The 25,209-nt window shown below is 42.4% G+C and carries 17 protein-coding genes and 1 tRNA gene; 11 read left to right on the top strand and 7 right to left on the bottom strand.

Annotated elements, in window-relative coordinates; genetic code table 11:
• Nucleotides 1-286: 286 nt before the first annotated feature.
• A complete protein-coding gene (locus CLV51_RS27445) occupies nucleotides 287-2,161 on the top strand; it encodes a M1 family metallopeptidase (protein WP_106531321.1) in 1,875 nt (624 codons plus the stop codon).
• Here the strand turns inward: CLV51_RS27445 and CLV51_RS27440 are convergent, their stop codons facing one another.
• Nucleotides 2,162-2,758 (bottom strand): 2OG-Fe(II) oxygenase, encoded by a 597-nt coding sequence (locus CLV51_RS27440; protein WP_106531320.1) that lies wholly within the window; start codon nucleotides 2,756-2,758, stop codon nucleotides 2,162-2,164. It abuts the gene before it with no gap.
• Between the two features lie 210 nt (nucleotides 2,759-2,968).
• On the opposite strand from CLV51_RS27440, the gene CLV51_RS27435 reads away from it, so the two are divergent.
• The 6 genes from CLV51_RS27435 to CLV51_RS27410 all read left to right on the top strand — a co-directional run bounded on the left by CLV51_RS27435 (nucleotide 2,969) and on the right by CLV51_RS27410 (nucleotide 14,109).
• Complete coding sequence (locus tag CLV51_RS27435; protein WP_106531319.1) at nucleotides 2,969-3,532, top strand: RNA polymerase sigma factor; 564 nt, start codon at nucleotides 2,969-2,971, stop codon at nucleotides 3,530-3,532.
• A gap of 59 nt (nucleotides 3,533-3,591) precedes the next feature.
• Nucleotides 3,592-4,815 (top strand): FecR family protein, encoded by a 1,224-nt coding sequence (locus tag CLV51_RS27430; protein ID WP_106531318.1) that lies wholly within the window; start codon nucleotides 3,592-3,594, stop codon nucleotides 4,813-4,815.
• A gap of 160 nt (nucleotides 4,816-4,975) precedes the next feature.
• Nucleotides 4,976-8,377, top strand: a complete 3,402-nt coding sequence (locus tag CLV51_RS27425) for a TonB-dependent receptor (protein WP_158267172.1) — start codon at nucleotides 4,976-4,978, stop codon at nucleotides 8,375-8,377.
• A gap of 21 nt (nucleotides 8,378-8,398) precedes the next feature.
• A complete protein-coding gene (locus tag CLV51_RS27420; protein WP_106531316.1) occupies nucleotides 8,399-10,060 on the top strand; it encodes a RagB/SusD family nutrient uptake outer membrane protein in 1,662 nt (553 codons plus the stop codon).
• Between the two features lie 76 nt (nucleotides 10,061-10,136).
• Nucleotides 10,137-12,104: a glycoside hydrolase family 97 protein gene (locus CLV51_RS27415; protein WP_106531315.1), complete on the top strand. Its 1,968-nt coding sequence runs from the start codon at nucleotides 10,137-10,139 to the stop codon at nucleotides 12,102-12,104.
• A 19-nt stretch (nucleotides 12,105-12,123) separates the two neighbouring features.
• Nucleotides 12,124-14,109, top strand: a complete 1,986-nt coding sequence (locus CLV51_RS27410) for a glucosidase family protein (protein ID WP_106531314.1) — start codon at nucleotides 12,124-12,126, stop codon at nucleotides 14,107-14,109.
• 172 nt (nucleotides 14,110-14,281) lie between these two features.
• Here the strand turns inward: CLV51_RS27410 and CLV51_RS27405 are convergent, their stop codons facing one another.
• Complete coding sequence (locus tag CLV51_RS27405; RefSeq protein WP_106531313.1) at nucleotides 14,282-15,967, bottom strand: SusD/RagB family nutrient-binding outer membrane lipoprotein; 1,686 nt, start codon at nucleotides 15,965-15,967, stop codon at nucleotides 14,282-14,284.
• A gap of 45 nt (nucleotides 15,968-16,012) precedes the next feature.
• Nucleotides 16,013-19,447, bottom strand: a complete 3,435-nt coding sequence (locus CLV51_RS27400; protein ID WP_106531312.1) for a SusC/RagA family TonB-linked outer membrane protein — start codon at nucleotides 19,445-19,447, stop codon at nucleotides 16,013-16,015.
• A 320-nt stretch (nucleotides 19,448-19,767) separates the two neighbouring features.
• Between CLV51_RS27400 and CLV51_RS27395 the strand changes: the two genes are divergently transcribed.
• A complete protein-coding gene (locus CLV51_RS27395) occupies nucleotides 19,768-20,136 on the top strand; it encodes a YccF domain-containing protein (RefSeq protein WP_106531311.1) in 369 nt (122 codons plus the stop codon).
• Between the two features lie 245 nt (nucleotides 20,137-20,381).
• A complete protein-coding gene (locus tag CLV51_RS27390; protein ID WP_106531310.1) occupies nucleotides 20,382-21,101 on the top strand; it encodes a nuclear transport factor 2 family protein in 720 nt (239 codons plus the stop codon).
• Between the two features lie 45 nt (nucleotides 21,102-21,146).
• On the opposite strand, the gene CLV51_RS27385 is transcribed toward CLV51_RS27390, so the two are convergent.
• Entirely contained in the window at nucleotides 21,147-21,725 is a 579-nt protein-coding gene (locus CLV51_RS27385) for a YdeI/OmpD-associated family protein (protein ID WP_106531309.1), read from the bottom strand.
• Nucleotides 21,726-21,842: 117 nt separating this feature from the next.
• On the opposite strand from CLV51_RS27385, the gene CLV51_RS27380 reads away from it, so the two are divergent.
• Nucleotides 21,843-21,915, top strand: a tRNA-Lys gene (locus CLV51_RS27380).
• A 226-nt stretch (nucleotides 21,916-22,141) separates the two neighbouring features.
• Entirely contained in the window at nucleotides 22,142-23,488 is a 1,347-nt protein-coding gene (locus CLV51_RS27375) for a site-specific integrase (RefSeq protein WP_106531308.1), read from the top strand.
• Between the two features lie 103 nt (nucleotides 23,489-23,591).
• Here the strand turns inward: CLV51_RS27375 and CLV51_RS27370 are convergent, their stop codons facing one another.
• The 3 genes from CLV51_RS27370 to CLV51_RS27350 form a co-directional block, all read right to left on the bottom strand.
• A complete protein-coding gene (locus tag CLV51_RS27370; RefSeq protein WP_106531307.1) occupies nucleotides 23,592-23,930 on the bottom strand; it encodes a hypothetical protein in 339 nt (112 codons plus the stop codon).
• 11 nt (nucleotides 23,931-23,941) lie between these two features.
• The gene (locus CLV51_RS27365) at nucleotides 23,942-24,346 is read right to left on the bottom strand and encodes a hypothetical protein (protein ID WP_106531306.1); all 405 of its coding nucleotides are present in this window, start codon (nucleotides 24,344-24,346) and stop codon (nucleotides 23,942-23,944) included.
• 596 nt (nucleotides 24,347-24,942) lie between these two features.
• Nucleotides 24,943-25,200, bottom strand: coding sequence for a hypothetical protein (locus tag CLV51_RS27350; RefSeq protein ID WP_106531303.1), 258 nt, complete (start codon nucleotides 25,198-25,200; stop codon nucleotides 24,943-24,945).
• Nucleotides 25,201-25,209: the final 9 nt, after the last annotated feature.

Below are 25,209 nucleotides of genomic sequence, written 5' to 3'. Positions count from 1 at the left end.
CCCTTCTGAATCAGGTTTTTACAAAGTAAAAATTTAAACATAAGTGAATTTGTTCCACATAAGCTGGAAATTGTTGGACAAACCTGTTTTTTATAGCCCCGTTTTCTAATCTCGTTTTAATCCTGTGGCCCGCTACAGCACGCTTTTACATTGCTTTATAGGGCTGTTGTGTGAGGTCGTTTAATGCCGGTTTACACAACAAGTAACCAGAATTAATTAACTTCAGATAAATTCATTTTGCTCTCTATACTTTCCCTATTTTTATCCCCGCTAATTTTTGATAACTATGACCAGAATTTTTTCCAGTCTGATCCTGCTGTTGAGTATTGCTACCACAGCGGGCGCACAGGAGCTGTATATGCCACGTAACATAAAACAGGCCTATACCAACGAATCAAGAGATAAGAACGGTGCACCAGGTAAGCACTACTGGCAGAACAAAGGCACTTATAACATACAACTAACGGCCAACCCACCATCCAGGAGGGTAACGGGTACAGAAACGATCAGCTATGTTAATAATAGTCCGGCTCCTTTAAATAGTATTATTATCCGGCTCATATGCAACGTGCATAAGTATGAGTCGCCCCGTTCCGGCTATGTTAATAAAGATGGTTTAACAGCTGGTGTAATAATAGATACCCTGATCATTAACGGGGTACCAGCGAGGTTTGACAATAACGTAGGTACAGTGGCTGGTGTGCCGCTGCAAAATCCGCTGGCAAGTAAGGATAGCCTGCAACTCAGCATCAACTGGCATTATGATTTGTCTGTGGAGGCAGGTAGAGAAGGGGTGATTGACAGTACTACTTTTTTTATGGCATATGCCTACCCAAGAGTATCTGTATATGACGACTATAACGGATGGGACATTATAGAACATACGGGTCGTGTAGAATTTTACAGTGATTTCAACGATTATACCGTCGCCGTAAAAGTACCCAAAAACTATGTGGTATGGGGAACAGGTAATTTGCAGAATGTACCGGAAGTACTACAACCCACATTTGCAAAACGTTTACAACAGTCCTATACTGCCGGTGAATTAATGCATATTGCCACCAAAGCAGATATGCAGCAACAGGTAGTAACGCAACAAAATGACTGGAATACCTGGCGGTTCAAGGCTACACATATTGCAGATGTAACGTTTGGTATAAGCAATCATTATGTATGGGATGCCTCCAGCGTGGTAGTAGACAGTGCAACCATGCGCAGGGCCAGTGTACAGGCGGCTTATAACGATACCGCTTCCGACTTTCATCACTCGGTTGATTTTTCCCGCAATGCATTGGGCTGGTTCTCCACGCATTGGCCTGGGGTACCATATCCCTTTTCTACTATGACAGCCTTTCAGGGTTATGCAGATATGGAATACCCTATGATGGTGAACGATGGGACGATGGGTAATGAGCTTAACTTTGCACAGTTGGTACAGGATCATGAAATAGCCCATACGTATTTTCCTTTTTATATGGGGACCAATGAAAGTCGCTATGCCTTTATGGATGAAGGTTGGGCCACCACTTTTGAATACCTCATCGGGATAGCGGAGAAAGGAAAGGAGCAGGCAGACAGATTTTATAAAATGTTCCGGGTAAACGGCTATACCAATGATCCTTCTGCAGAAGAGGATCAGCCTATTATCTCCATGTCTAACCAGGTAAGTGGAATGGGCTATGGCAGCAACGCTTACGGCAAGCCCTCACTGGCCTATCTTGCATTAAAAGATATGCTCGGCGATGTGCTGTTTAAAAAATGTTTGCACGCATACATGAACAACTGGAACGGCAAGCATCCTATTCCGTGGGATTTCTTTTATTCTTTTAATACCGCTGCCGGGCAAAACCTGGATTGGTTCTGGAGTAACTGGTTCTTCAGTAATAATTATATAGATATTACACTCACAGATGTAAAGTTAAAAGATAAAAAAGCAACAGTGTATATCAGCAACACTGGCGGCTTTGCCAGTCCTTTTGATGTGATCATTACTTATACGGATGGTTCTACAGAACAAGTACATCAAACATCACTTGTATGGAAAAACAATAGCAAAAAGCTGTTGCTCACTATACCTGTCAGCAAAGCAGTAGCGGCTGTGAAGCTGGATGGTAATTTGTTTGTAGATGCCAATCTGAAAGATAATGAGTGGAAGAAGTAATTAATCACGCTTCAACCATCCGGTAATACTCATTCTTGGTTTGTTGGTGAGTAATACTTCGTGTGCTAATTCACTGCTTTTGAAAAAGACCGTTTTACCACCGGTAGGATCAATTTGTTGTTCATTGCCTTCCGCATGATGAATGGAGAGTTGTCCTCCGTCACCAGCTATCCATTCAGTATTCAGATAGATGATCATAGAGTATTGTCTGCTTTGGTTATTACGAAACTGATCCAGGTGTTTCTTATAAAAACTTCCTGTTTCATATAGTGTGTAATGAAATTCATAGCCGGTGATGCCTGTGTAGCAGGAGCTGTTTAAATAAACAACAAAAGCGTCCATCACATCAAAAAAAGCATTTTCATGCTGATTATTATGCTCGCGGTCTAACCAGTGAATCACGTCACCTCTGACGGATTTGTCGTGTGCTACCAGGTTACTGTTGCCAGTACCGGCCGCCAGCATTTGTTTTTCTTTATAGAGATGTATCAAATTGTCTTTTAAGTCTTTAGCCAGTTGGGTACTTAAAAAATTTTCTGAGATGCCTACTTTACTATCAATAAAACTATTGATGAGTATCTCAAAGATCTGTTGCAATAAGGGGGAGATTATAGGGACAGAATTATCCGTATTGCCGTGAAGGTAGGCTTAATTAGCTGTAATTGGGGGTTATACAGAATAATCTGCATCTGTTGTAAAAGTTAAAATTTGCATACAACCGGATAATATCTGTTTGTATTTTGTTTCTCAATCCGCTAATTTCACACCCGAAGCTTCCGTTGCTTTTATTGAAACTGCACCTACTACATGGCCAAAATAATGTGTGTTGATTTGCCGGAACAGGAAAAAGAAAAGATTTTTAAATCTTTGTTTGAGCTGTTTAATAGCCGGTTATTATTATTTGCAGAAAGTATGTTATCTGCCAATGAAGAGGCAGCAGACCTCGTGCAGGAGGCCTTTGTAGCACTATGGCAGCGCATGGATAGCTTTGATAATCTCCAGGCCATCAAAGTATTTTTATATCTCACCGTTAAAAATAAGTGCCTTAACATATTTAAGCATGAAAAAGTAGTCCGCCGGTTTACAGATGGATACATGCCTGAACCCGAAGATAAACATATCATGGCACGGCTTATTGAAGCAGAAGTGCTTGGAGAAGTGCAGCAGGCATTGACTAAACTGCCTGCCGGATGCAGAAACGTGCTTCATCTCAGTTATTTTGAGGGGCTTAGAAATAATGAAATCGCTGACCGTTTAAACATATCCATTAATACGGTGAAAACACAAAAAGCCCGCGCCCTGCGTCTCATGCGGGATCTCCTGAAAAAACAACCTTTTCACTTTCTTTTCTTCTTTGGAAATATTTTTTAAAAAAAGCCACTTTTCTTTTCACCCACTTTGCCCGTCTCGTTGTTTATGTGATATACGTTATGGAAAAAACAGCAAAGAATATAGCGATTGCCAACCTGATAGCACGGCAATTAAAGGGGGAAATCAGCGCTGAAGAAATGGTGCAGCTACAGGTGTGGAGAGCGCAGCAGCCGGGGAATGAACAGTTATGGCAGCAGCTCACAGATCCGGATTACCTTGGCGAACGACTGCTACAGCTGAATAACGACGATCATAGCGAGGCATATGCGCAACTGATGGCAAGGATTAAACAGGAGGTGATTCCGATGCACCGGTCACATAGCCGCAACTGGCTGCGCTATGCTGCAATAGCCTTACCATTGCTGGGAACCACTGCTATCTGCTGGTTCTTCGTGAGCCGGAAGGCACCTGCCACTGTTGTCAGCACCATTACTTATAATGACACTACCGCACAACATCCTCCTGCAAACACCGTACAGCTGTTGATTGCCAACCAGGAAGCAATTCCGCTCAATAAAACAGGGCATCAAACCATCCGGGGGAAGGATGGTACCGTTGCTCAGAATAATGGCAACAGTTTATTATATCCCGTAAATACCCACGTAGCCGAAGGTGTTGCAGTAGCGCAACAGCAACTGATCACACCAAAGGGGATGGACTATAAGGTAGTACTGCCGGATGGTACCAAAGTGTGGGTAGGCGCAGCTTCATCCTTGCGTTTTCCGGCTGCATTCACCGGAAAGGAGCGCAGGGTGGAACTTTCAGGAGAGGCATTCTTTGAAGTAGCAAAAGATGTACAACATCCGTTTATCGTATACACGGCTAAAACCATCACTACCGTATTAGGCACCGCCTTTAATATAAAAGCATATAGTGGTGAACGTTGTGAACACACCACCCTGGTGAATGGTGCCTTGAAAGTAGCCACAGTGAACAATAGTAACGGGACCGGCAATAATAAACTGCTGGAACCGGGCCAGCAGACCGTTGTAAAAGAAGGTAGCATTATAGTACAGGCAGCAGACATGGAATCTGCCCTGGCCTGGAAAAATGGCATGTTCATCTTTCACAGCGAGCCAATGGCTGATATCCTGGACGAACTATCCAGGTGGTATAATGTAATAATAGTGCGGGAACCGGGGGTAGATCTCTCTTCACATTTCACCGGGCGCATGATAAGGAGTCAGCAAATAAATGATATACTGCAATTTCTGGAAGCTACCGGAAAAGTACATTTCACCCAGCAGGGACAGGTATTACGGGTATTACCCGGGCGTAAATAAACCATTACAACCAACATCAATCAGTTATAATTCCATGTAACCAACATCAAAAAAAACCGGGAATGCGCTAACATCCCCGGTAAATAACGCCACACAGCCTGCTTGTATTTGTGAAAAAGGCACAAACAGGTATTGTCTAACTATTATGCTATTCAAAGTTATGAAAAAAAATGTATGCTCCTGGCGCCAGCCGGGCAACAAACTATTGCTGGTACAAATCTTCCGTACAATGCGTATTACATTATTGCTTACGCTGACGTGTATACTACAGCTACACGCAGCCAGCAGCTATTCACAGGAAATTAAATTATCTGTCTCACTGAAAGAGGCTAAGATTTCCAGGCTCTTTAATCTTATTCAGCAAAAAAGCGACTATCAGTTTTTGTATAATGATGAAGATGTACAAAAAGCACCTGCCATCAGTATATCCATGAAAGACGCTACCATCCCGCAGATCCTGGATGCGTGTTTTGCCGGTTCCACGCTGCGTTACCGGATCACCGACAAAAAAGTGGTGGTATATGCTGCTGCAATCAATGAAAATGTAATGCAGGAACGTACCATTACAGGTATCGTGAAAGATGCTGATGGAAAACCATTGCCCGGTGTAACAGTGGCTATCAGTAATACCAGCATTGGTACTACTACCAATGAAAAAGGATTTTATTCATTGAAGCAACCGGATGGTAATCATACGCTTGTTTTTACCAGCATCGGCTTTACACGCCTGGAAGTGAACATCAATGGCCGGTCTGCTGTTAACGTAACCCTGCAAAATAATATCTCTTCCCTGGAAAATGTAGTGGTAGTGGGTTATGGTACCAAAAAACAAGCAACTGTTACAGGTGCTATCTCAACTGTAAAAGGTACAGAACTGAGACAGAGCCCTTCCGCCAACTTGTCCAATTCCTTGGTTGGCCGCATTACCGGAATTATTGCCAACAACAGATCCGGAGAACCAGGCAACGATTATTCAGAGATATTCATCCGCGGTAAGGGTACATTGAATGATAACAGTCCGTTGATTGTTATTGATGGTGTAGCTAACCGGGGCGCTTTCGAAAGATTGAATGCAGACGATATAGAAAGTGTTACGGTGCTGAAAGATGCATCAGCGGCTATTTATGGCGCCCAGGCAGCAAACGGTGTTATCCTGGTAACTACCAAAAGAGGGAAAGCAGGCAAACCTGTTATATCCTATACTGCCAGCTATGGTCTTACACAGCCAACCCGTTTGCCTAAGCTGGTAAATGCTGCGGAATATGCTACCTATATGAATGAAATAAGTGACAGGAGAGGTGAGCCGCATCAGTTTACCAGTGATGATATAAAGAAGTATGCAGATGGATCAGATCCATTGAGCCATCCTAATACTAACTGGTATAATGCTGTGCTCAAAAACCTGTCGCCCCAAACAAGACATGCCTTGTCGCTGAGTGGCGGTACAGATAAAGTGAGTTATTTTCTTTCCGGCGAATATCTTTACCAGGACGGAATTTATCGTAATTCTGCTACGAATTATCGGCAGTATAACCTGCGTTCCAATATTGATGCAAATATTACCTCCAACCTCAAAGTAGGACTGGACCTGTCTGGCAGGCTGGAAGACAGGAAATATTCCAACTACAGCAGCGGATCTATTTTTGGCGAAGTATTATCTGCGTATCCTACTTTACCTGATTATTATCCGAACGGATTACCTGGTCCCGGACTGGAGAACGGCCGCAACCCGGTGCTGATGGCTGCAGGCGCTACCGGTTATAACAAGGTAAAAGACTACTTTGTACAAACCGCACTCACTTTTGAATGGAAGCTGCCGGCTATTACAAAGGGACTGTCGCTGAGCGGATTACTCGCCAACGATTTTCAGTTTAATGCAGGTAAATCACTGTATGATAACTGGGATGCTTATCAGTATGATCAAACTTCCCAACAATACCTTAATATGAAAGGCTCGGAAGGAACGATCAATATCAATCAGAATTTCAGAAACTACAAGCTCAATACTTATAATCTGCGATTGAATTACGCACGCAAGTTTGGAGTGCATGATATCAGCGGGTTTGTGGCCTATGAGCAGAGTGCCGACTATAATGAAGGTATCAATGCTTACCGCAACTCGTTTTTAAGTGATAAGGTAGACCAGCTTTTTTTAGGGGATGATCAGGGAAAAGATAACGGTAGCAATGTAGGCCAGAGCGCAAGACGGAATGTTTTTGGCCGCGCAACCTATGCTTATAATAATAAATACCTGGCAGAAGTAATTCTTCGTTACGATGGTTCTTATAAATTTCCTGCTGACAGCCGTTGGGGCGTTTTCCCTGGTATCTCACTGGGATGGAGACTTTCAGAAGAACCTTTCTTCCAAAATCTATTACCCATGGCTAATCAGTTTAAGCTGAAGGCTTCCTGGGGAAAACTGGGTAATGATAAAATAGATCCTTATCAGTTTATGCAGCAGTATAACCTGGATGCAGGCTATTACCTGGGAGATGGTTATACGCATGTACGTGGTTTGAGTGCAGGTGTAACACCTAATCCGTTTATCACCTGGGAAGTAGCAGAAAACCGCAATGTGGGCGTTGAAACATCCTGGTGGAATGGTAAATTAAATGTAAATGCAGATGTTTTTAAATCGAAAAGATCCAATATCCTCATTCCACGCAATGCGTCTATTCCTACCAGTACCGGTCTGTCTGGCATGTTGCCGCCGGAAAATATCGGTAAGGTAAATAACAGCGGATTTGAACTGGAAGTATTCCATCAGCAGAGAGTAAATGAGCGCTTTTCGTATAACGTTGGATTCAACTACACCTACACACATAATGAAGTAGTGTTCAGGGATGAGGCAGCGGGAACACCGGACTGGCAAAAGATCCAGGGACATCCGATGGATTCCTGGCTGATCTACAAAACTGCCGGCATCTATCATAATCAGGCAGAAATAGATAATTCAGTACATCTTCCCGGCGCACAGCCCGGTGATATCAAATTCCTGGATGTAGATGGTGATAAAAAGATTACCGGAAATGATATGCAAAGAGTTTATTCCAGCCCCACACCACAGGTAATTTATGGTGTAACCATGGGGGTTAATTACCGTGGAATAGGATTGAATGTACTCTGGCAGGGACAGGCAAAAGCAGAACAGCTGATCATACCTGCGAGAAATGGTGGTGCATTAACACCGCCACACTGGATGTTCGACAACCGCTGGACACCTGATAATACCAACGCCAATTTCCCTGCTTCGTTTGATCGCAGAGATAATATTAATACACTTAAATCAGATTTTTTTCTCAAAAATGCTGCTTTCCTGCGTCTGAAAACAGTAGAGCTGTCCTACGTATTACCGCAAACACTGGCTGCTAAACTGAATCTCCAACAGGTACGTGTATACGTAAATGGCTTTAACCTGCTGGTGTTTAGCCAGATAAAGGATTATGATCCTGAATTAAACGGTACTACTTCAAAAGCAGATTATCCCAATATCAGGGCGGCTGTTGGTAGTTACTATCCGCAAACCAGGATCTTCAATGCCGGTATTAATATTTCCCTGTAATTAAATGCTAAACGAACAATCATGAAAAGTAAAATATATGCTCTTGTATTGGCAGGCCTTTGTACAGTGATCGGCGCTGCTTCCTGTCAGAAGGATTTTCTTGACAGAAAACCACTGGATACCTATGCAGACCAGGATGTATGGAGTGATATCCGATTGGTAGAAACCTTTGTTAATTCCAAATACCGCGTATTACCGCATTGTATCAACGGCGACGCTACAGCCAGTGTAACCGGTTATTCTGCCGCATCAGATGAAGGTTATTCCAGGCATAATTATGAAGGCGTATTTACGATAAATCAGGGACAACAAAGCCCGGACAATTTATCGCTGGAGAACTGGTCTGTTGATTATAATTATATCAGAAGCTGCAACCTGTTTCTTAGTAAGATAGATAACGTACAAGGTGATGCAGATATGAAAACGCGGTTGACCGCGGAGATAAAATTTATCCGCGCCTGGTGCTATTTTGATCTGATCAGCCGTTATGGCGGTGTACCAATTATTACAAAAATTTATTCCTTATCAGATGCGAGTTTTGTAGTGAAACGTAATACTTATGATGAATGTGTTGATTTTGTAAATAAAGACCTGGATGCAGCCATCGCAGTATTACCTACTAGTTATGACGGTGCCAACAAGGGCAGGGTTACCAAAGGCGGTGCGCTGGCATTAAAATCGAGGTTGCTGTTATACGCTGCGAGCAAACTGAATAATCCTGGTGGTGAAGCCGGCAGGTGGCAACAGGCAGCAGATGCGGCCAAAGCATTGATTGATCTCGCTGATCAGGGAACTTATTCGCTGGATCAACGAACCGACTACAGTAAAATATTCCTGGATAAAAGCAGCCCGGAAGTGATTATGTCTTTTGGTATGGATGGTACTTTTTATGATCCAACCTTAGGCGATTACGGTTCAAGCCTCGACCTCTACATCTGGCCCAATGGTTTTCACGGATGGTCGGTATACACCCCCTCCCAGAACCTTGTGGATGCATTTGAAATGAATAATGGTAAGATGATCACTGAACCAGGATCGGGATATGATGCTACTGCGCCTTATGTGGGCCGTGATCCCCGGTTTTATGCTGACATTCTTTACAATGGTGCAACGTTCAAAGGCAGGAAACTGGAGTATTTTAAAGGCGGTATGGACAGTCCTCAAAGTTCGGTAGAATCCTGGAATGCGAGTCTTACCGGCTACAGCTGGCGTAAGTATGCCGATGAATCCTATGTAATGGGTTCGCATGGCAGCAACCAGAACTGGATCATTTTCAGACTGGCAGAAATTTACCTGAATTACGCAGAAGCGAAATATCAACTGGGCGACGAAGCTACTGCGCGTAAATACCTGAACCTGGTACGTTCCCGTGCCAGCGTTGGTTTACCTGCTGTAACAGCCACGGGTACAGATCTGATGGATAGGATTGCACATGAAAGAGCTGTTGAATTTTGTTTTGAAGGTATGCGCTTCATGGATGTACGCCGCTGGAAAATAGCCGGACAAACCGATAATAAACCATTGATGGGCGTACAATTGACTAAAAATCCCGATGCCTCTTTTTCCTATACCTATTTTAGTTTACAGAAGCGGAAATTTGATGAATCAAAAAATTATCTGTTGCCAATTTCCCGTGACGAAATAAACAAAAATAACCTGCTGGTGCAGAATCCAGGCTATTAATTCTTAAAGGCGGCCGTGGCGGCACACGGTATTTCATCCATGTTTGTACTCCATCTCTTTAAAAAAGTATTACGTTATGAAACCATTCTTTTTATACGCTGCTATCATCTGTATGTGTTTCACCACACAGCTGCATGCGCAGGATTATCACCTGTCATCTCCGGATGGGAAAATTGTGGTGCAGATTTTTACACGCGACAGTGTGCACTTCACCGTTAGTAACAATGGGCAGGTTTGTGTAACCCGGCTGGATGCAGCCATGGAACTGGCCAGTGGGCAGATGCCTGGTATTGGCGGAAAGGTAACAGCCGCAAAAACAAAGAGCGTACAGCAACAGATTAAGCCGGTAGTAGCCATCAAAAATAATGTCATCACTGATCAGTACAATGAACTGCAACTTAACTTCCGCGATCATTACGCGATAGTAATGCGGGCTTATAATGATGCGGTAGCTTATCGCTTTGAGACAGACTTCCCCGACAGTATTTCCGTGAAATATGAAACCTGCAATGTGCAGGTGCCTGCAGGCAGCGAGGCCTATTTTCAGTGGGTAAACAGGTGGATGAACCATTATGAGCATACCTATGAAAAGAAGGGAATGGATAGCCTGCTGAATACCCGTAATACCCAATTACCTTTATTGATAACAACTCCGCAGGCCGGGAATGTATTGATTACAGAGTCTGACCTGTATGATTATCCCGGTCTGTATTTTACAGGCGGAGAGAAGGGAACCATGAAGGCCATATTCCCACCGGTTGTAAAAACGGAGCGCGAAAATAAACGGGGAGCTAAAGACTGGGACCGTCGTTTCTTTCCGGTTGCTGCGTACGATTATATTGCCCGTACCAGCGGCAAACGCGCGTTCCCATGGCGTATCATGGCATTGGCGAAAGATGATATCCAATTGCTCAATAATGAAATTGTGTACAAACTGGGTACGCCTAACAGGCTGGCAGAAACAGCCTGGATTAAACCCGGACAAGTGGCATGGGACTGGTGGAATAACTGGGACCTGACAGGTGTGGATTTCAGAGCCGGTGTAAATACAGCTACTTATAAATACTACATTGATTTTGCATCAAAAAATCATATCCCTTATATCATTATGGATGAAGGATGGTATGAATTGGGTAACCTGATGAAAATTGTGCCGGACGTAGACGTAAAAGCGCTGATAGCTTATGGAAAAGAAAAAAATGTAGACATCATTTTATGGTGCGTATGGCGTACATTAGATGAGCAACTACAACCGGCTATGCAGCTGTTTCAGGATTGGGGCGTAAAAGGAGTGAAGGTGGATTTTATGGACAGAGATGACCAGGCGGTTGTGAATTTCTATTGGCGTTGTGCGGCGGCAGCAGCCAATCATCATTTACTGGTAGATTTTCATGGTGCACATAAACCATCAGGTATTAATCGTGCTTATCCCAACGTCATTAATTTTGAAGGTGTGCAGGGAATGGAACATAATAAATGGTCTGATAAAAATGCCAGTCCGCAGATGGCAGTAACGCTGCCGTATATACGAATGTTTGCAGGTCCTATGGACTACACACCTGGTGCTATGCGCAACGCACAGCAACGGGATTTTGCCATCGTATATGATAAGCCTATGAGCCAGGGTACCCGTTGCCAGCAGTTAGCCATGTACGTGTTGTATGATGCGCCCCTGCAGATGTTATGCGATAATCCATCGGCTTACGAAAGGGAAAAGGAATGCACCGGATTTATCACCAGCATTCCTACTACCTGGGACCAGACCATTCCGCTGCAAGGTAATACTGGTCAGTATTTGCTGATGGCGCGTAAAAAAGATAACAAATATTACCTGGGAGCGATGACCAACTGGACAGCCCGCGATGTTATAACGGACTTGTCGTTTTTGCCACCCGGTACACATCATATTACCCTGTTCCGCGATGGCATTAATGCAGACAGGAATGCTACTGATTATAAGAAAGAAGAACGGACGGTTACCAGTCAGGATAAGCTGAGTATACACCTGGCTCCTGGTGGCGGTTTCGCAGCTATTATTGATTAATTGAATTTATACAGCAACAGTGAAAAAAAGGAACATCTTATTAAGCGTATTACTGTTATGCCTATACGATGGTGCATTGGCACAGTCGCCCCGCTGGGCATTTGCCGGCGATGGAGGTATTCAATGGACAGTGCAGGCCGGCAATGCCCATACAGATCATATTGAAATGAGCGGCAAACAACTCTCCGCTATTATCACCTATGGTGTGGACGATAAAGGTGCATTGGTGCTGAAAAAGCAGCTGGTATTTCCCATGCTGCGTACCATTCCCAACGATACACATGCCAGCCTTAAAACTACCTTTGATGGCAGCGAATCACCTGCCATTACTGTGAATGGTGTGCTACTGCAAACAGTACCGGTAGATTTTTATCTCAAAGGAATCATATGTATTCATTCCCGCACCAATACTGCACTAACGGTAACGGACATACTTTTTCCATCTGTTGACAAGGCTGTCTTCATTCAGCAACGTCAGTTGGTAAATACTTCCGGGCAAGCATGTACCGTACATATAGATAGTGTTGTAAGGGAGATACATACACCGGCTGATAAAGGCGTATATGGTGAATATATTATTACTGCTGCTGGTAACGGACAAGGCACTTTCACACTGGCTCCCGGCGAAAAGAAAGAATGGACAATCATTTATTCTGCAAGAAAGGTAACCACACCGCCCTGTTATTTTTCATCCGCTTACGAGCTGGCACGCAGAAAAGAATTTGTACAAACGCTGATGCAGGACCTGGTGCTGGAAACACCTAATGACACTATTAACCGTGGTTTTGATTTTGCCAAGATCCGCGCCACGGAAAGTATTTATGATACTAAAGCCGGATTGATGCATGGCCCTGGTGGTGGCGCTTATTATGCGGCTATATGGGCAAACGATCAGGCTGAATATGCTAATCCGTTTTTCCCTTTTCTGGGTAATATCAATGGCAATGAATCTGCAGTAAATAGTTTCCGGTTATTTGCGCAATATATGAATCCGGAGTATAAACCTATTCCGAGTTCTATCATTGCAGAAGGTGATGGTTATTGGAATGGTGCCGGTGATCGTGGCGATCAGGCGATGATTGCTTATGGGGCTGCCCGTTTTGCATTGGCCAGCGGGGATACCGCCACTGCCCGGCAGTTGTATCCGTTGATACAATGGTGCCTGCAATACCTGGAACGTAAAAAACAATCAAACGGCATCATCACGTCTGATGCAGATGAGCTGGAAGGGCGCTTCCCGGCCGGTAAGGCTAATCTTTCTACCAATGTACTGGCTTACGGGGCCTATCAGAGTGCGGCTTATCTGGCCACTGCATTAGGACAAAAAGATACCGCTGCTGTTTATAAAAGCCATGCAGGACAACTATCTGCCGCCATTGAAAAATACTTTGGTCACCAGGTGCAGGGATATAATACTTACCGGTATTATGAAGAAAATAACACCTTACGCTCCTGGATCTGTTTACCACTGGTGATGGGATTATTTGACCGCAAAGATGCTACCATGCAGGCATTGCTGTCGCCTTACCTGTGGACAAACAACGGTATCCTCACCGCTGCAGGAGATCATACTTTCTGGGACAGATCCACGTTGTACGCTTTTCGCGGTCTTTTCTTTGCAGGTGCTACGGATACTACGCTTAAATATTTAGCCTGGTATACCCGTCAGCGATTACTGGGAGAACATGTACCCTATCCTGTAGAAGCATGGCCGGAAGGAGATCAGCGGCATCTCTCAGCGGAAAGTGCACTGTATTGCCGGGTGATAACAGAAGGTCTTTTTGGTATGGTACCAACCGGCCTTCGACAGTTTAACATGTGTCCCCGCTTACCCGTTTCGTGGAATCATATGGCGTTGCGCCACATCAGGGCTTTTGGTGCTGATATGGACATCACTGTAGTACGGCAGCACAAGAACTATAAAGTAACGGTGATGAATAAACGACAGCTGGTGCTTAATAAAGACTGGAATGGAAAAGATGTGATCAGTGTGCGATTGCCGTAAAAATATTACCAACCATTAATTATCTGAACCAGGATTTAACGGATTTAATGGATTACCATGATGGATGTTATGTTGTTTACAATATACGCAAAGATCTTCACTACAATCTTTGGCATCCATCATGGTAATCCATTAAATCTGTTAAATCCTGGTTCAGACAATTCTACTTCAATTAATTCCCCTTTCCAAAATCAGGCGCTGCTTTATCATACCAAACCCTTTGCGAGCTAAGTGTTGTAATATCCTGTGCATTTGGTGTAAATCCTTGTTGTTGCATCGCTGCCATCCAATTGGTGCGGTTTACTTCACCGGGATCCGTAAGCCAGAAACGCCGTGGTATTAACTCGTTGAATGTTTCCCGTGCATAATAGGCAGAACCGGTTTTAGGGTAGCCCGTACGTCTGCAAAATACATACGCTTCATTTGGCTGACGATAAAGACCAAGGTATTGCTGTATGTAGATACGCTCCAGGTCATTAACGCCATTAAATTTCACCACAGGATTATTCAGGTAATTATTGATTTCTGTTTCGCCGGTACCAGTGAAACCCGTTGTGGAGCCAGCGGCTATAGCAATTGTGTTCATGGTTTGTATGGATGACGTAATACCTTTTTTGTACCAGTCGGCTGCAGTACCCTTTGTATCTACTGCGCCGGCATATCCTTTCTGAATGAATTCAGCAATATAAAAGCAGGTCTCTGCATAAGTCACAGATACATCCAGGAAGTTACCGGTTGCCTGGTTTAATTTAGGAGAAAAGAACCTGCGATTGATAGCAGATATCAGGAAATACTTTGTATACTGACTAACAATTAAACTATTACTGATATAGGCCGCTACAGTGGGATTGGTGGTCCAGTCTGCAGGTCCGCCCTGGTAAGAGATCAACGGATCATTGGGGTCAATAAAGGCCGGCAGGGATACGTTGTATTTAGCCAGTGTATCTTTATAACTGCCTACCAGGTCATTCTGCTGAAAATAAATGGGCAAACGCGGATCGTTGCTGTTTTTTAAGAACTGCATAATTGAAGTAGTAGCATAACGGCGACTACGATAATCAATATCACCGCTATTCCCAAAGGGCGTATAGAGATTCATATATTTTACCTGCGCAGCATCTCCATCAATTGGTCCGGTAGCATCCTGCAGTACCTGCTGGAAGATAGCCTGGCATTTTGTTTTATCAGTATTTTCCAGCCGGGCAGCTATGCGTAGCTTAAGTGTGTTGGCCAGTTTCACCCATTTGATCCAATCACTCTGGTAAAAGATATCGGATTTGCCGTAATCAACCTGGTTGGTGACGGAGGCATTTGATAATGTTTTAATGGCATCATTTAACTGGGAGAGCCAATTATCAAACAGTGGTTGTTGCTGATCGTACACCGGACTGTATTTGCTGTCATACCGGCCTTCTATGGCCTGGGAATAAGGAATGGAGCCATTCATGTCTGTTACCTTGATGCCATGCATCACCTGCAATATATAAGTGACCATTTTTACTTTCTGGTATTGCTCTTTTGCCGGCATCAGATCTGCCTGCCTTCTTATTTCAAAAAGATTGGGCAATATATCCAGGTAGTAGGTATTGTATCGGGTATTTACATTGTTGGTGATCTCATAAGGACTGGAAGTCACATGTTGCGTAAAACGCATCAGTTGTTCCATGCTTTCCCATACCCATTCTGTACCCTGGTAGGTGATGATCTTGTCTTCCACATAACTGAGCAGGAATTTCACATCCGGCTTGTTTACCACGCTGGGGCTGGAGTTGATGTCACCAAAGTTTTTTGTACAGGAATCTGCTGTGAGTAGCAACAATAGGCAGGTAACTGTATATCGATTCAATATTTTTTTCATGATCTTGCTATTTAGTGTGTACAAATTTTACTGCGTTATGTTGCTTTACAATCCAATCCTGATAGTACCTGCAATAGATCGTACCATTGGTAAAAAGCCTTGTTCACCTGAAAAGGCGGTGTTGTTGGAGTTGTTGGAAGCAGGATTGTAATTATATGGCAGTGAATTGTACAGGTATAATAAATCGCGTCCTACTATGGCGACACTGAGATTATTCATCTTCATCTTTTTACAAATTTTTTCAGAGAACTGGTACGCCAGGGATACCTGCCGCAGGGAGATCCATGAATTCTTTTTAATCCAGTAGTCTGATACACCGGTAGAAGAAGAGCCGTAACGGTAATAGAACTGCGGAGCGTGTGTAGGTTCTACGTAACCTTTTGCGTAAGCCTGTGCGTAGGTCATGCCGCCAACATCTACCTGTGTGCCATCAGCTTGTTGTATCTTCTGACCTTTAGCAAACACACCATCGGGGATCAGACCGTCGTCATATGTCTGTGAATCGTATTTGCTGGTCCAGGTAATGCCGCCGTGTTCTGCATCCCTGCCCTGTAGGGTGTTGGGGAATACACCGGTATGTGTGCCATAGCGGTAAGTGAGCAGAACAAAGTCGCCGCCAATTTTAGCATCCAGTAATACATTCAGCGAGATGTTTTTGTAGCGGAATGTGTTTCCCCATCCACCGCGGAATTTGGCGTTGATATCACCTACATCTTGCAGTGTATTGCTGCGGGCAGGAAATCCGGCCCTGGCATCTGAGCGCCATGCCAGTTCCGGCTTGCCGTTGTTGGGATCAGCTATGGGATTGCCATTGGCATCAGTAGCCTGGTATGTCTTAGAGTGGATAGTGGTACGGAGTGTACCGTATGACTTACCTACAATTGCCCAGGTGCTTATTTCGCCTATATCTGCTTTCAGGTCAAATTCTGTTCTGCCGGGATATAATTCTTTGATCAGGTTCCTGTTCAGTGAATAATTGAAGGTGCTGTTCCATTCAAAGTTTTTTGTTTTAACGGGTGTACCGTCGAGTAATATTTCGATCCCCCGGTTTTGAATATTTCCTGCATTGATGATAATGCCTTCCAATCCTGATTCAGGCGGTGTGCCGATATTCAGGATCTGATGTTTAGTATTATCCTGGTATACGGAAACATCAATGCCTAACCTGCTTTTAAAGAAACGCATTTCAAGCCCAAGCTCTTTGGCTATCTTTCTTTCTGGTTGCAGATTTGGTACCAGTGCTATGAATTTGCCGGTGAGCGGATCAGGATAACGGGTGTAGGTAGATATCGGCAGGTCCTGCCCGTTAGCGTTGGTATAACCATTAAATGCAAATCCGGGATTGATGGTAAAAGGATCGGTGTCTTTACCCAGTGCCGCGATATTGCCTCTTAATTTACCATAGGAGATCCAGGCCGGCATTTTAAATGTTTCGGAGAACAGCCAGGAAAGGCTCACCGCAGGGTAGTTATAGAAGTTGTTGCCGGAGCCGTTGGTATAGGTAAGTGCAGATGACCAGTCGCCCCTGAAAGTAGCCTGTAAGAACAGTTGATTTTTATACGCGAGATCAGCACTGGCATATAAAGAATTAAATGCTTTTTTTGTAGAGAGTCCACCATCTGCTTTGGGCTTCTGTACTGAGTTCGCCAGGAAATAATTGCCCGGATAGCTCAGTCCTCCTACCGTTTCACTATAGTTAAAAGTGGTTTGGTAACGTTGTGTTTCTCCACCAACATACCCGCTTAGTTCAAGATCTTTTGTGAGTGTTTTATTAATCATCAACATCCATTTCAGGAAGTAACTTTCTTTGCTGGTATGCCCGAGTCCATATAAACCGCCGGTAAAATTCTGTCCCTGTCCTAATTCCTTGTTCTCATTTCTTGTATAAAGATTATTTACATTGCCTTCCAGCAGGAGCTTAGCCCAGGGTGTGAGCGTAGCGGTAAGGGCTACACGACCTCTGATGCTTTGCTCATTCTGCAGATAATCATTTTCAAATAAGTTAAACCAGAAGCGGGACTCCGGCGACTTGTTGGGTTCATTAGGATCAGCAGGATTAGGGGCTCCACCAAACTGACTGGTGTATTTATCTTTCTGCATCCAGTACCTGGTATCATAGTTCCTGGGAAGTATCCATGAAAAAAGTTTACCAAAATTATAGGATGCAAATGCATCCAGGCCGCCGAGCCTTGGTGGATTTTTTCCATCAAAGGCAGTGTAGGTAGCGCTTACGTCTGCATTCAGGAATTTGTTGATCACGTGTGTTACACGAAGATCGATCGCGTTTTTTAGCAAACTGTTTTTACGGACAATTCCCTCACTCTGGTCGCGGGAGTAAGAAAGGCGGAAGGTAGAGCGATCGTTACCGCCATCTATGGATATATTGGTAGCGGAACCATGGCCATTCTGAAAGGCATCCAGGAAGTTGTTTGGTTGCGCTACATATTTGGTAGGGGTGCCGTCGTAGTTAAGCACATCCTGTCCGGAAAAGCGTGGTCCCCAGTTTTCCAGTTCGCGGCCAACCTGCCGGTCTATATAAGGTTTGCCGGTAGCGGGATCTGTAGGAAATACTTTGGTCCTCCAGTTTTCATTAGGTTTATAATTAGGGTCGCGGTTGTCTGTAAAGAAAGCGCCTACTGTTCCGCCGCCATATTCATTTTGAAAATCAGGTCCGGAATACGGTTTAAAAACATTGAATGTCTGGCTAACGTTAACGCCTAAACCTTTTCTTTCATGCCCTTTTTTGGTAGTGATCAGGATAACGCCGTTAATGGCCCTGGAGCCATATAAAGCTGCTGCTGCAGAACCTTTCAGGACAGATACGCTTTCGAAATCTTCCATGTTCAGGTTTTTCAGATCATTACCAAAGTCGCGACCCGTACCGCTAAAGGTGTTATTTTCTATAATCACGCCATCTATCACAAAAATGGGTTGATTATTATTCCCTAATGTAGAGTTGCCACGTATGAGTATTTTGGTGCTGCCAAAAAGGCCTCCGGCGCCCTGGTCTATTTGTACCCCGGCAGCTTTACCCTGTAAAGCATTCACAGGATTTATCTCATTAGTGATAGCAAGATCAGATCCTTTTATCTCTGTAACAGAATATCCCAGGCTCTTTTTTTCCTTCTTTACACCCAGGGCGGTTACTACAATTTCGCCGAGTTGCTTGTTATCTTCCGTAATGATGACATTAAGGGTTGTTTGATTATTAACATCCACTTCTTTTTTGATAAAGCCGATGGAGTTAAATATCAATATACCGTTGCCCGGAACATGGATCACATAATTGCCCAGGTAATCTGTGATAACGCCTGTGGTGGTGCCTTTCAATAATACGGATACGCCCGGCAAGGGCTCGTTGGCCGGAGAAGTTACCTTTCCGCTTACTTTAATGTTTTGGGCGAATACTGCGCTACAACAGCACAGTAACAGGAATAGAGAAATTGTCCTGCGTTGGCAGGAGTGTAGACATTTCCACATACTGTTGGATTTTAGAGGTTGATAATTAAAATGAAAACTGGTTGATTTGCGTGCGTTTGCATTAAATAACCATGACAGCTGATTTTATTGGTGCTTTTGTTACACGTATGCTATATCAATGTTCTGGTTGATTGATTTTGGAAGTTTGTCTGTACAATATAACAGCTGCCGCTTTCTAATGTTCATAGTAGTTTAACTGATTTTAATATTTTTTTACCAGAATATGCCAGTCAGCATACTGTGTAAGTTGTTGCTACTTTTTTTTGAATAAGTTATCAAGTCATTACCACTCAATTTAAATTTGCCGTATTATTACAGGTATGAATCTAATCGGCAACATCCTGTGGCTCATCTTTGGAGGCTTCGTTTCATTTATCCAGTATATGATAAGTGGTTTTTTATTGTGCCTGACTATTATAGGTATCCCTTTCGGGCTGCAGTGTTTTAAAATAGCGTTTTTTGTACTGATGCCGTTTGGCCGCCAGGTGCGGGAAGTACCCGGACAAACAGGTTGTCTGGCTACCTTGTTTAACATTATCTGGATATTTATTGGTGGCCTGTGGATAGCCCTGGGGCATTTTGTATTCGGGCTGCTGTTATGCATCACCATTATTGGTATTCCCTTTGGCCGCCAGCATTTCAAATTGATGAGCCTGAGCTTTACACCTTTCGGGAAAGAAGTATATTAATATTTCTTTCCTTCCTATTCTTTGCTATCTTTAGGGCATATTTACTTTATCTACATATCAAAACCGGATCTCCAAAAATCCGAATTCCTAAAGAGGAAAAAATAACAGCTAATGTCTTAGCATAGGATTGTTATGTCCGTTCCTCTTTCACCCAAATTCATAACATCAACATTTAATCAATTGTATGTCTTCCTGCGCAATAGCGCCATGGACAGACGTTTACCTACTTTTATAAAAGCAAGAAAATGATACAGACTTCAAATAAAGCCATCGTATTAGCCGCATTGAAACACCTGATTGGGCAACTGGATAGTTCCTATATCGATACTTATGTCAGTGACCGGTATATACAGCATAGTCCGACAGTGCCAGATGGCAAGGCCGGTTTATTGCAGGTTTTACACTACCTGAAGCAAATGCCGCAGCCAGCCGAAAGGAAATCGCCGGTAGTAAGGGTGATTGCTGATGGCGACTTTGTAATGCTGCATATGGACCTGGTATTTATGGGCAGCAGAAGGGCTGTTATAGATCTTTATCGTTTGGAGGAGGGTAGATTGGCAGAGCATTGGGATGCCTCACAGGAGCAGCGGGAACAGGCAGCTGGCGATAGTACCATGACCAACGGTACCGTGGATATTACGGACCTCGCCCTAACGGAAGAAAATAAATCTATAGTAAGCCGGTTTTTTCTGGAACCAACAGCAGTACTGTTGAGCGCTGATTATACCGAACATGATCCATTTATTGGCTGGTTAGATACTTATTTGGCTGCACAGGTGAACAGAACAGTGCATCGGGTAATTGGAGAAGGCAATTTTGTATTGGTACAATCAGCAGGAGAGGAAGGGCCGTTTCCTTTTGTTTTTTATGATATCTGTCGTATTGAAAACAAGCAGATTGCTGAGCATTGGCGGGTGATGCAAGCCATTCCTGATGTGATGTCACATGAGAACGGCATGCTATAATCGGTCTTGTTGATAGCCATCCTGTAACAGGGATGGCTATCATTTTTAATGAAACTTTTCCTGTTTTTCCAGCATGGCGATGAATGTTTTTATACGATTGGCACGTGTTTCAGGCTTTTTCGCACTTTGCAGCCGGAAATAAATAGCAAATAAATTTTGCTTATTCAGGGTGTCGAAGAAAGCTTTCGCTTTTTTATTTTTATTGAGTGCGGCCATGAAATCTTCCGGTATAGTGGCATCTTTGGAAGTAGCATAAGCCTTTTCCCAACGTCCGTCGGCTTTAGCTTTCTCTACCTCGTGCATACCGGCAGGTTTCATTTTCCCTTCTGCTGTAAGCCGGGCTATATGTTGTGTATTCCTTTCCGACCATATGCTCTTAGCGCGGCGGGGCGTGAATTTCTGCATAAAGGACACGTCATCGATAGACTTTGATATGCCGTCTATCCATCCGTAGCAGAGGGCTTCTTCCAATGCCTGGGCATAATTGATGGAAACAATATTGGTATGTTTTTTATACATGCGTAGCCAGACACCATCTGGTTGCGCATGGTTTTTTTCCAGCCAGTGGGCCCATTCTTGCTGGGTTTCAAAGGTGAGTAGCGGTAGTTCTTTAGGAGTTGTCATAATTATGAAGATACGATATTGATCAGCGTGTATGCATAGGGGTTATAAAAATTTTTTCTAAAAAAAAATTGGAAGTATGGAATTAATTCCTACTTTTGCACTCCCAATAAATGAAACGATTCCCTAGCTCAGTTGGTAGAGCAATACACTTTTAATGTATGGGTCTTGGGTTCGAGTCCCAAGGGGATCACAAAGGCGCGATTATTCGCGCCTTTTTTCGTTTAAATCCATTGACTACAGCGGGTTTACAAAAAAAAGAAACACAAAGTCGCACAAATAAAATCAATCTGTAAGGGTACCTATTCGGGTACCCTTATTCGTGACGTATATTGGTACCCTTGATTATTCCCACAATTCCGGGAATGTGTGCAGATAGGCGCTTTTAGGCCATTTCAAAACCTAAAAACTTTGTGTTTATGAAAATCAACAAAAACCTTTCAGTTCTTTTTTTATTGGAGTTTTCAAAAAAATCTCAAAATGAAGAAATCGTACCAATTACTGCCCGTCTTACCATTAATGGTTTAAGATCTGAGCTTAGTGTGGGAGCAAAAGTCCATCCTGAATTTTGGGACCAAAAAAGGCAGGAAGTAGTTACTATCAAAAACCCTGGAAAGGATGATGCTTTTTCTATCAATTCCATTCTGAAAAAGACAGTTACCGATTTGCAAACCCATTATTTACGGTTAGAGGCCCAGTACAACACTGTTTCATCTGAACTTTTAAAAGCATCCTATACAGGTACTCTTCATCAGCCGAGTATAGAGACTGAAAAGCCCCCACAAGAAAGAACCCTACTACAAACGTTTAATTTTAAGTACGCAAACTTTGCCCATCTTGCAAAAAAGGGGAAAAGAGCTAAAAGCACATTAAAGAAGTGGGCAACGACCAAACGGAAGATCCGCGAATTTTTGTACTTCAAATTCAAAAAATGGGACGTGCCACTTTCTCAAATTGAATTTCACCATGCGGACGACTTCATGAATTATCTTGTCCTGCATCACAATATTGAAGAAAATACCGCCCGGAAATACTTAAAAAATACTAAGCACCTTTTAAAGTTAGCTACTGAAAGGAAATGGGTACCATCTAACGCATGGAGTACATATGTCGTAGGTTATGACCAGCCCAAGCGGGAGTATTTAACATTATCAGAAATTATTACGATTGCAAATAAATCCCTAATAGGTCGTTTAGATCATGCTCGAAATGTTTTCCTTTTTGCTTGTTTTACGGGCTACGGTTTTCAGGAATTATTGGATTTGACTAGAAATGACTTGTTTATTGGAAACGATGGTAAGAGGTGGATAATGATTGACAGGCAGAAAACAGGTAACCCGGAAGGAATGCCATTATTGCCAATACCTTCTGCTATAGTCGATAAATATGAAAATGATGTATTCTGTATAGCAAACAACAAGCTCTTGCCTGTTAGAAGTTATCATAACTATAGCGGGTACCTGAAAGAAATAGCAGATATTTGCGGTATAAAATTAAATCTTACTAGCCATGTTGCTCGCCATACCTTTGCAACTACGATTTGTCTCGATCATGGTGTACCATTGGAAACCGTAAGTAAATTACTAGGGCATAATAATATCCGATCAACACAAATCTATACAAAAATAACAAAGAGGAAAATTAGCGATAATGTTGCAGATCTTGAAAAGGTCTTGTTTACCACTGAAGGAGATTTGAAATTCGGAAAATTGCCAGTAGTTACTGTTAAAAGGATAAATGATGAACCCGCAGCAATAGCAATTTAGCAACTGTCCTGATTTAGGATATATTATAACTATATTTTAAAAATCAAGGTCATGTTTTAAGCATGACCTTGAAAATAGACATATAAAATTGGTAAATCTAATGCTACGATATGTTCACCAGAATGCTAATATCGGGCGAACCTGCTCTTCCTCTTCTTCCTTTGAAAATATGCACCACCTTGTAAACAGATTCTATTTGTTTTTGCGGACGAGGTAATATATCTAAATTAAGGTCCATTATCCAAGTTCTTTTGTCACTTCTTATCCCTCGAAAAAAATCCTTTGTTCCATCAATAAAAACCCCCATGTAATTCCCGCTATCCATTTCCATAAACTCACGAAATTCAATTTTTATTAATAAAACAATATTGAATTTACGAATTTTAGGAGCATTCAGATTATTGTCAATTATTACATAATGTGTAGCTGTATTCTTTAGCATTAGAAATAATATTAAGTATTAGGATCATTACTGTTTTCGACTTTATTTGAATCGCTAGTAGAAAAATAATAGCCGTAAAATTTGGCTATTTCCCAGTATCGGCTATAATACAATTCAGACCTTTTGTGTTCTCCAATTCTTTTTTGCTTCTGTAAATCTAATTCACTCTTCAGATTTTTATACTTGAGTTTTAAAAGACAATGTTTGTCTTTTAGATCACTGTAACTTAATGACAGTTGGGAATCATTATCAGGGAATTTTGTTTGATACCTACTAAAAACAAACCTTGCAACGTTCCTCATTTTAGTTAATATTGGGCTGAATAATTCCTCTGGTACCTTTTCATTGTGGCGGGATTCAAAGAATATTTCTGTAAGAAACAGTGTGAATGAATCAATATATGATGTATCCCTCATATAAATTTGTTTATATCACGTTCACAATTTGCAAATCGAATCAACAGGTTATCATATTCCTCGTGAAAAACCTCTGCGACTTTTTTCTTTTCAGCATTGCTCAATGACTTAATTGACCTACTCTCCTTATCCTTTATAGTCTTAATTCTTCGATAAAACGTCTGGGTGCTCCAGTTGCATTCCTGACAGATTCTATCTCGAATAATACATGGAAGTTCAGTAACTTGAGAAAACAATTCGTGCAAGAAATTGATCTTTGGCGAATTATTTTTGGCCGGTTGATATACGATTTCAAAACTGTTAAGAAAATCAATTTCATTTTTCATATAGTATTATTTAGTGATTAAGCATCCGAAATAATAGTAGCAATACTTGAACTTTTGCTGAAGTGTATTTTCTGTTTATTAGGTTAATTGAATTTATTTCATCAGATAGAATTACAAGATCCAAAACATATTTACATGGTTTTATCATATTTCCTTTCACCTTATTAAATATTTCAGTTGCTACATTACCATTGCCAAATGTGATTTTAATAAGGAATTTCGATTTATCAAGAGCAGGATTAGTATAAATCGATATGTATATTTTCATATTCATACTTCTTTTTCACTGAAAATGAGAAAGACCGCCTCAACCATTTTGTCAATATTTTCGTAAAGACCAATAATGCCTCCAGCATTAACGCTTTCATTCTGAAATGTATCGACTAGCCAATTCCACAATAAAACTCGAATTTCAGCCTGCTCATACTCCCAACATAGGTTTTTCAGAACCTCTTTGGGGTGCTTTATTTCAGACTTAGTGAGTCGAAAAGGCAAATTGTGCCATTCAGGAAATTTTTTTTCACTCATAATACTTTC

Source organism: Chitinophaga niastensis (genome assembly GCF_003014755.1).
Classification (GTDB): Bacteria; Bacteroidota; Bacteroidia; order Chitinophagales; family Chitinophagaceae; genus Chitinophaga; species Chitinophaga niastensis.
The sequence above is the reverse complement of the archived record's forward strand: the minus strand, read 5'-3'. Positions and strand labels throughout refer to the sequence as shown.

What these genes read in the sequence shown, in the direction of transcription:
- CLV51_RS27435 (WP_106531319.1), top strand. Translation starts at nt 2,969, where the DNA reads ATGGCCAAAATAATGTGTGTTGATTTGCCGGAACAGGAAAAAGAAAAG.
- CLV51_RS27395 (WP_106531311.1), top strand. Translation starts at nt 19,768, where the DNA reads ATGAATCTAATCGGCAACATCCTGTGGCTCATCTTTGGAGGCTTCGTT.
- CLV51_RS27425 (WP_158267172.1), top strand. Translation starts at nt 4,976, where the DNA reads ATGAAAAAAAATGTATGCTCCTGGCGCCAGCCGGGCAACAAACTATTG.
- CLV51_RS27350 (WP_106531303.1), bottom strand. Translation starts at nt 25,200, where the DNA reads ATGAGTGAAAAAAAATTTCCTGAATGGCACAATTTGCCTTTTCGACTC.
- CLV51_RS27400 (WP_106531312.1), bottom strand. Translation starts at nt 19,447, where the DNA reads ATGTGGAAATGTCTACACTCCTGCCAACGCAGGACAATTTCTCTATTC.
- CLV51_RS27415 (WP_106531315.1), top strand. Translation starts at nt 10,137, where the DNA reads ATGAAACCATTCTTTTTATACGCTGCTATCATCTGTATGTGTTTCACC.
- CLV51_RS27365 (WP_106531306.1), bottom strand. Translation starts at nt 24,346, where the DNA reads ATGAGGGATACATCATATATTGATTCATTCACACTGTTTCTTACAGAA.
- CLV51_RS27385 (WP_106531309.1), bottom strand. Translation starts at nt 21,725, where the DNA reads ATGACAACTCCTAAAGAACTACCGCTACTCACCTTTGAAACCCAGCAA.
- CLV51_RS27420 (WP_106531316.1), top strand. Translation starts at nt 8,399, where the DNA reads ATGAAAAGTAAAATATATGCTCTTGTATTGGCAGGCCTTTGTACAGTG.
- CLV51_RS27445 (WP_106531321.1), top strand. Translation starts at nt 287, where the DNA reads ATGACCAGAATTTTTTCCAGTCTGATCCTGCTGTTGAGTATTGCTACC.
- CLV51_RS27390 (WP_106531310.1), top strand. Translation starts at nt 20,382, where the DNA reads ATGATACAGACTTCAAATAAAGCCATCGTATTAGCCGCATTGAAACAC.
- CLV51_RS27405 (WP_106531313.1), bottom strand. Translation starts at nt 15,967, where the DNA reads ATGAAAAAAATATTGAATCGATATACAGTTACCTGCCTATTGTTGCTA.
- CLV51_RS27370 (WP_106531307.1), bottom strand. Translation starts at nt 23,930, where the DNA reads ATGCTAAAGAATACAGCTACACATTATGTAATAATTGACAATAATCTG.
- CLV51_RS27375 (WP_106531308.1), top strand. Translation starts at nt 22,142, where the DNA reads ATGAAAATCAACAAAAACCTTTCAGTTCTTTTTTTATTGGAGTTTTCA.
- CLV51_RS27430 (WP_106531318.1), top strand. Translation starts at nt 3,592, where the DNA reads ATGGAAAAAACAGCAAAGAATATAGCGATTGCCAACCTGATAGCACGG.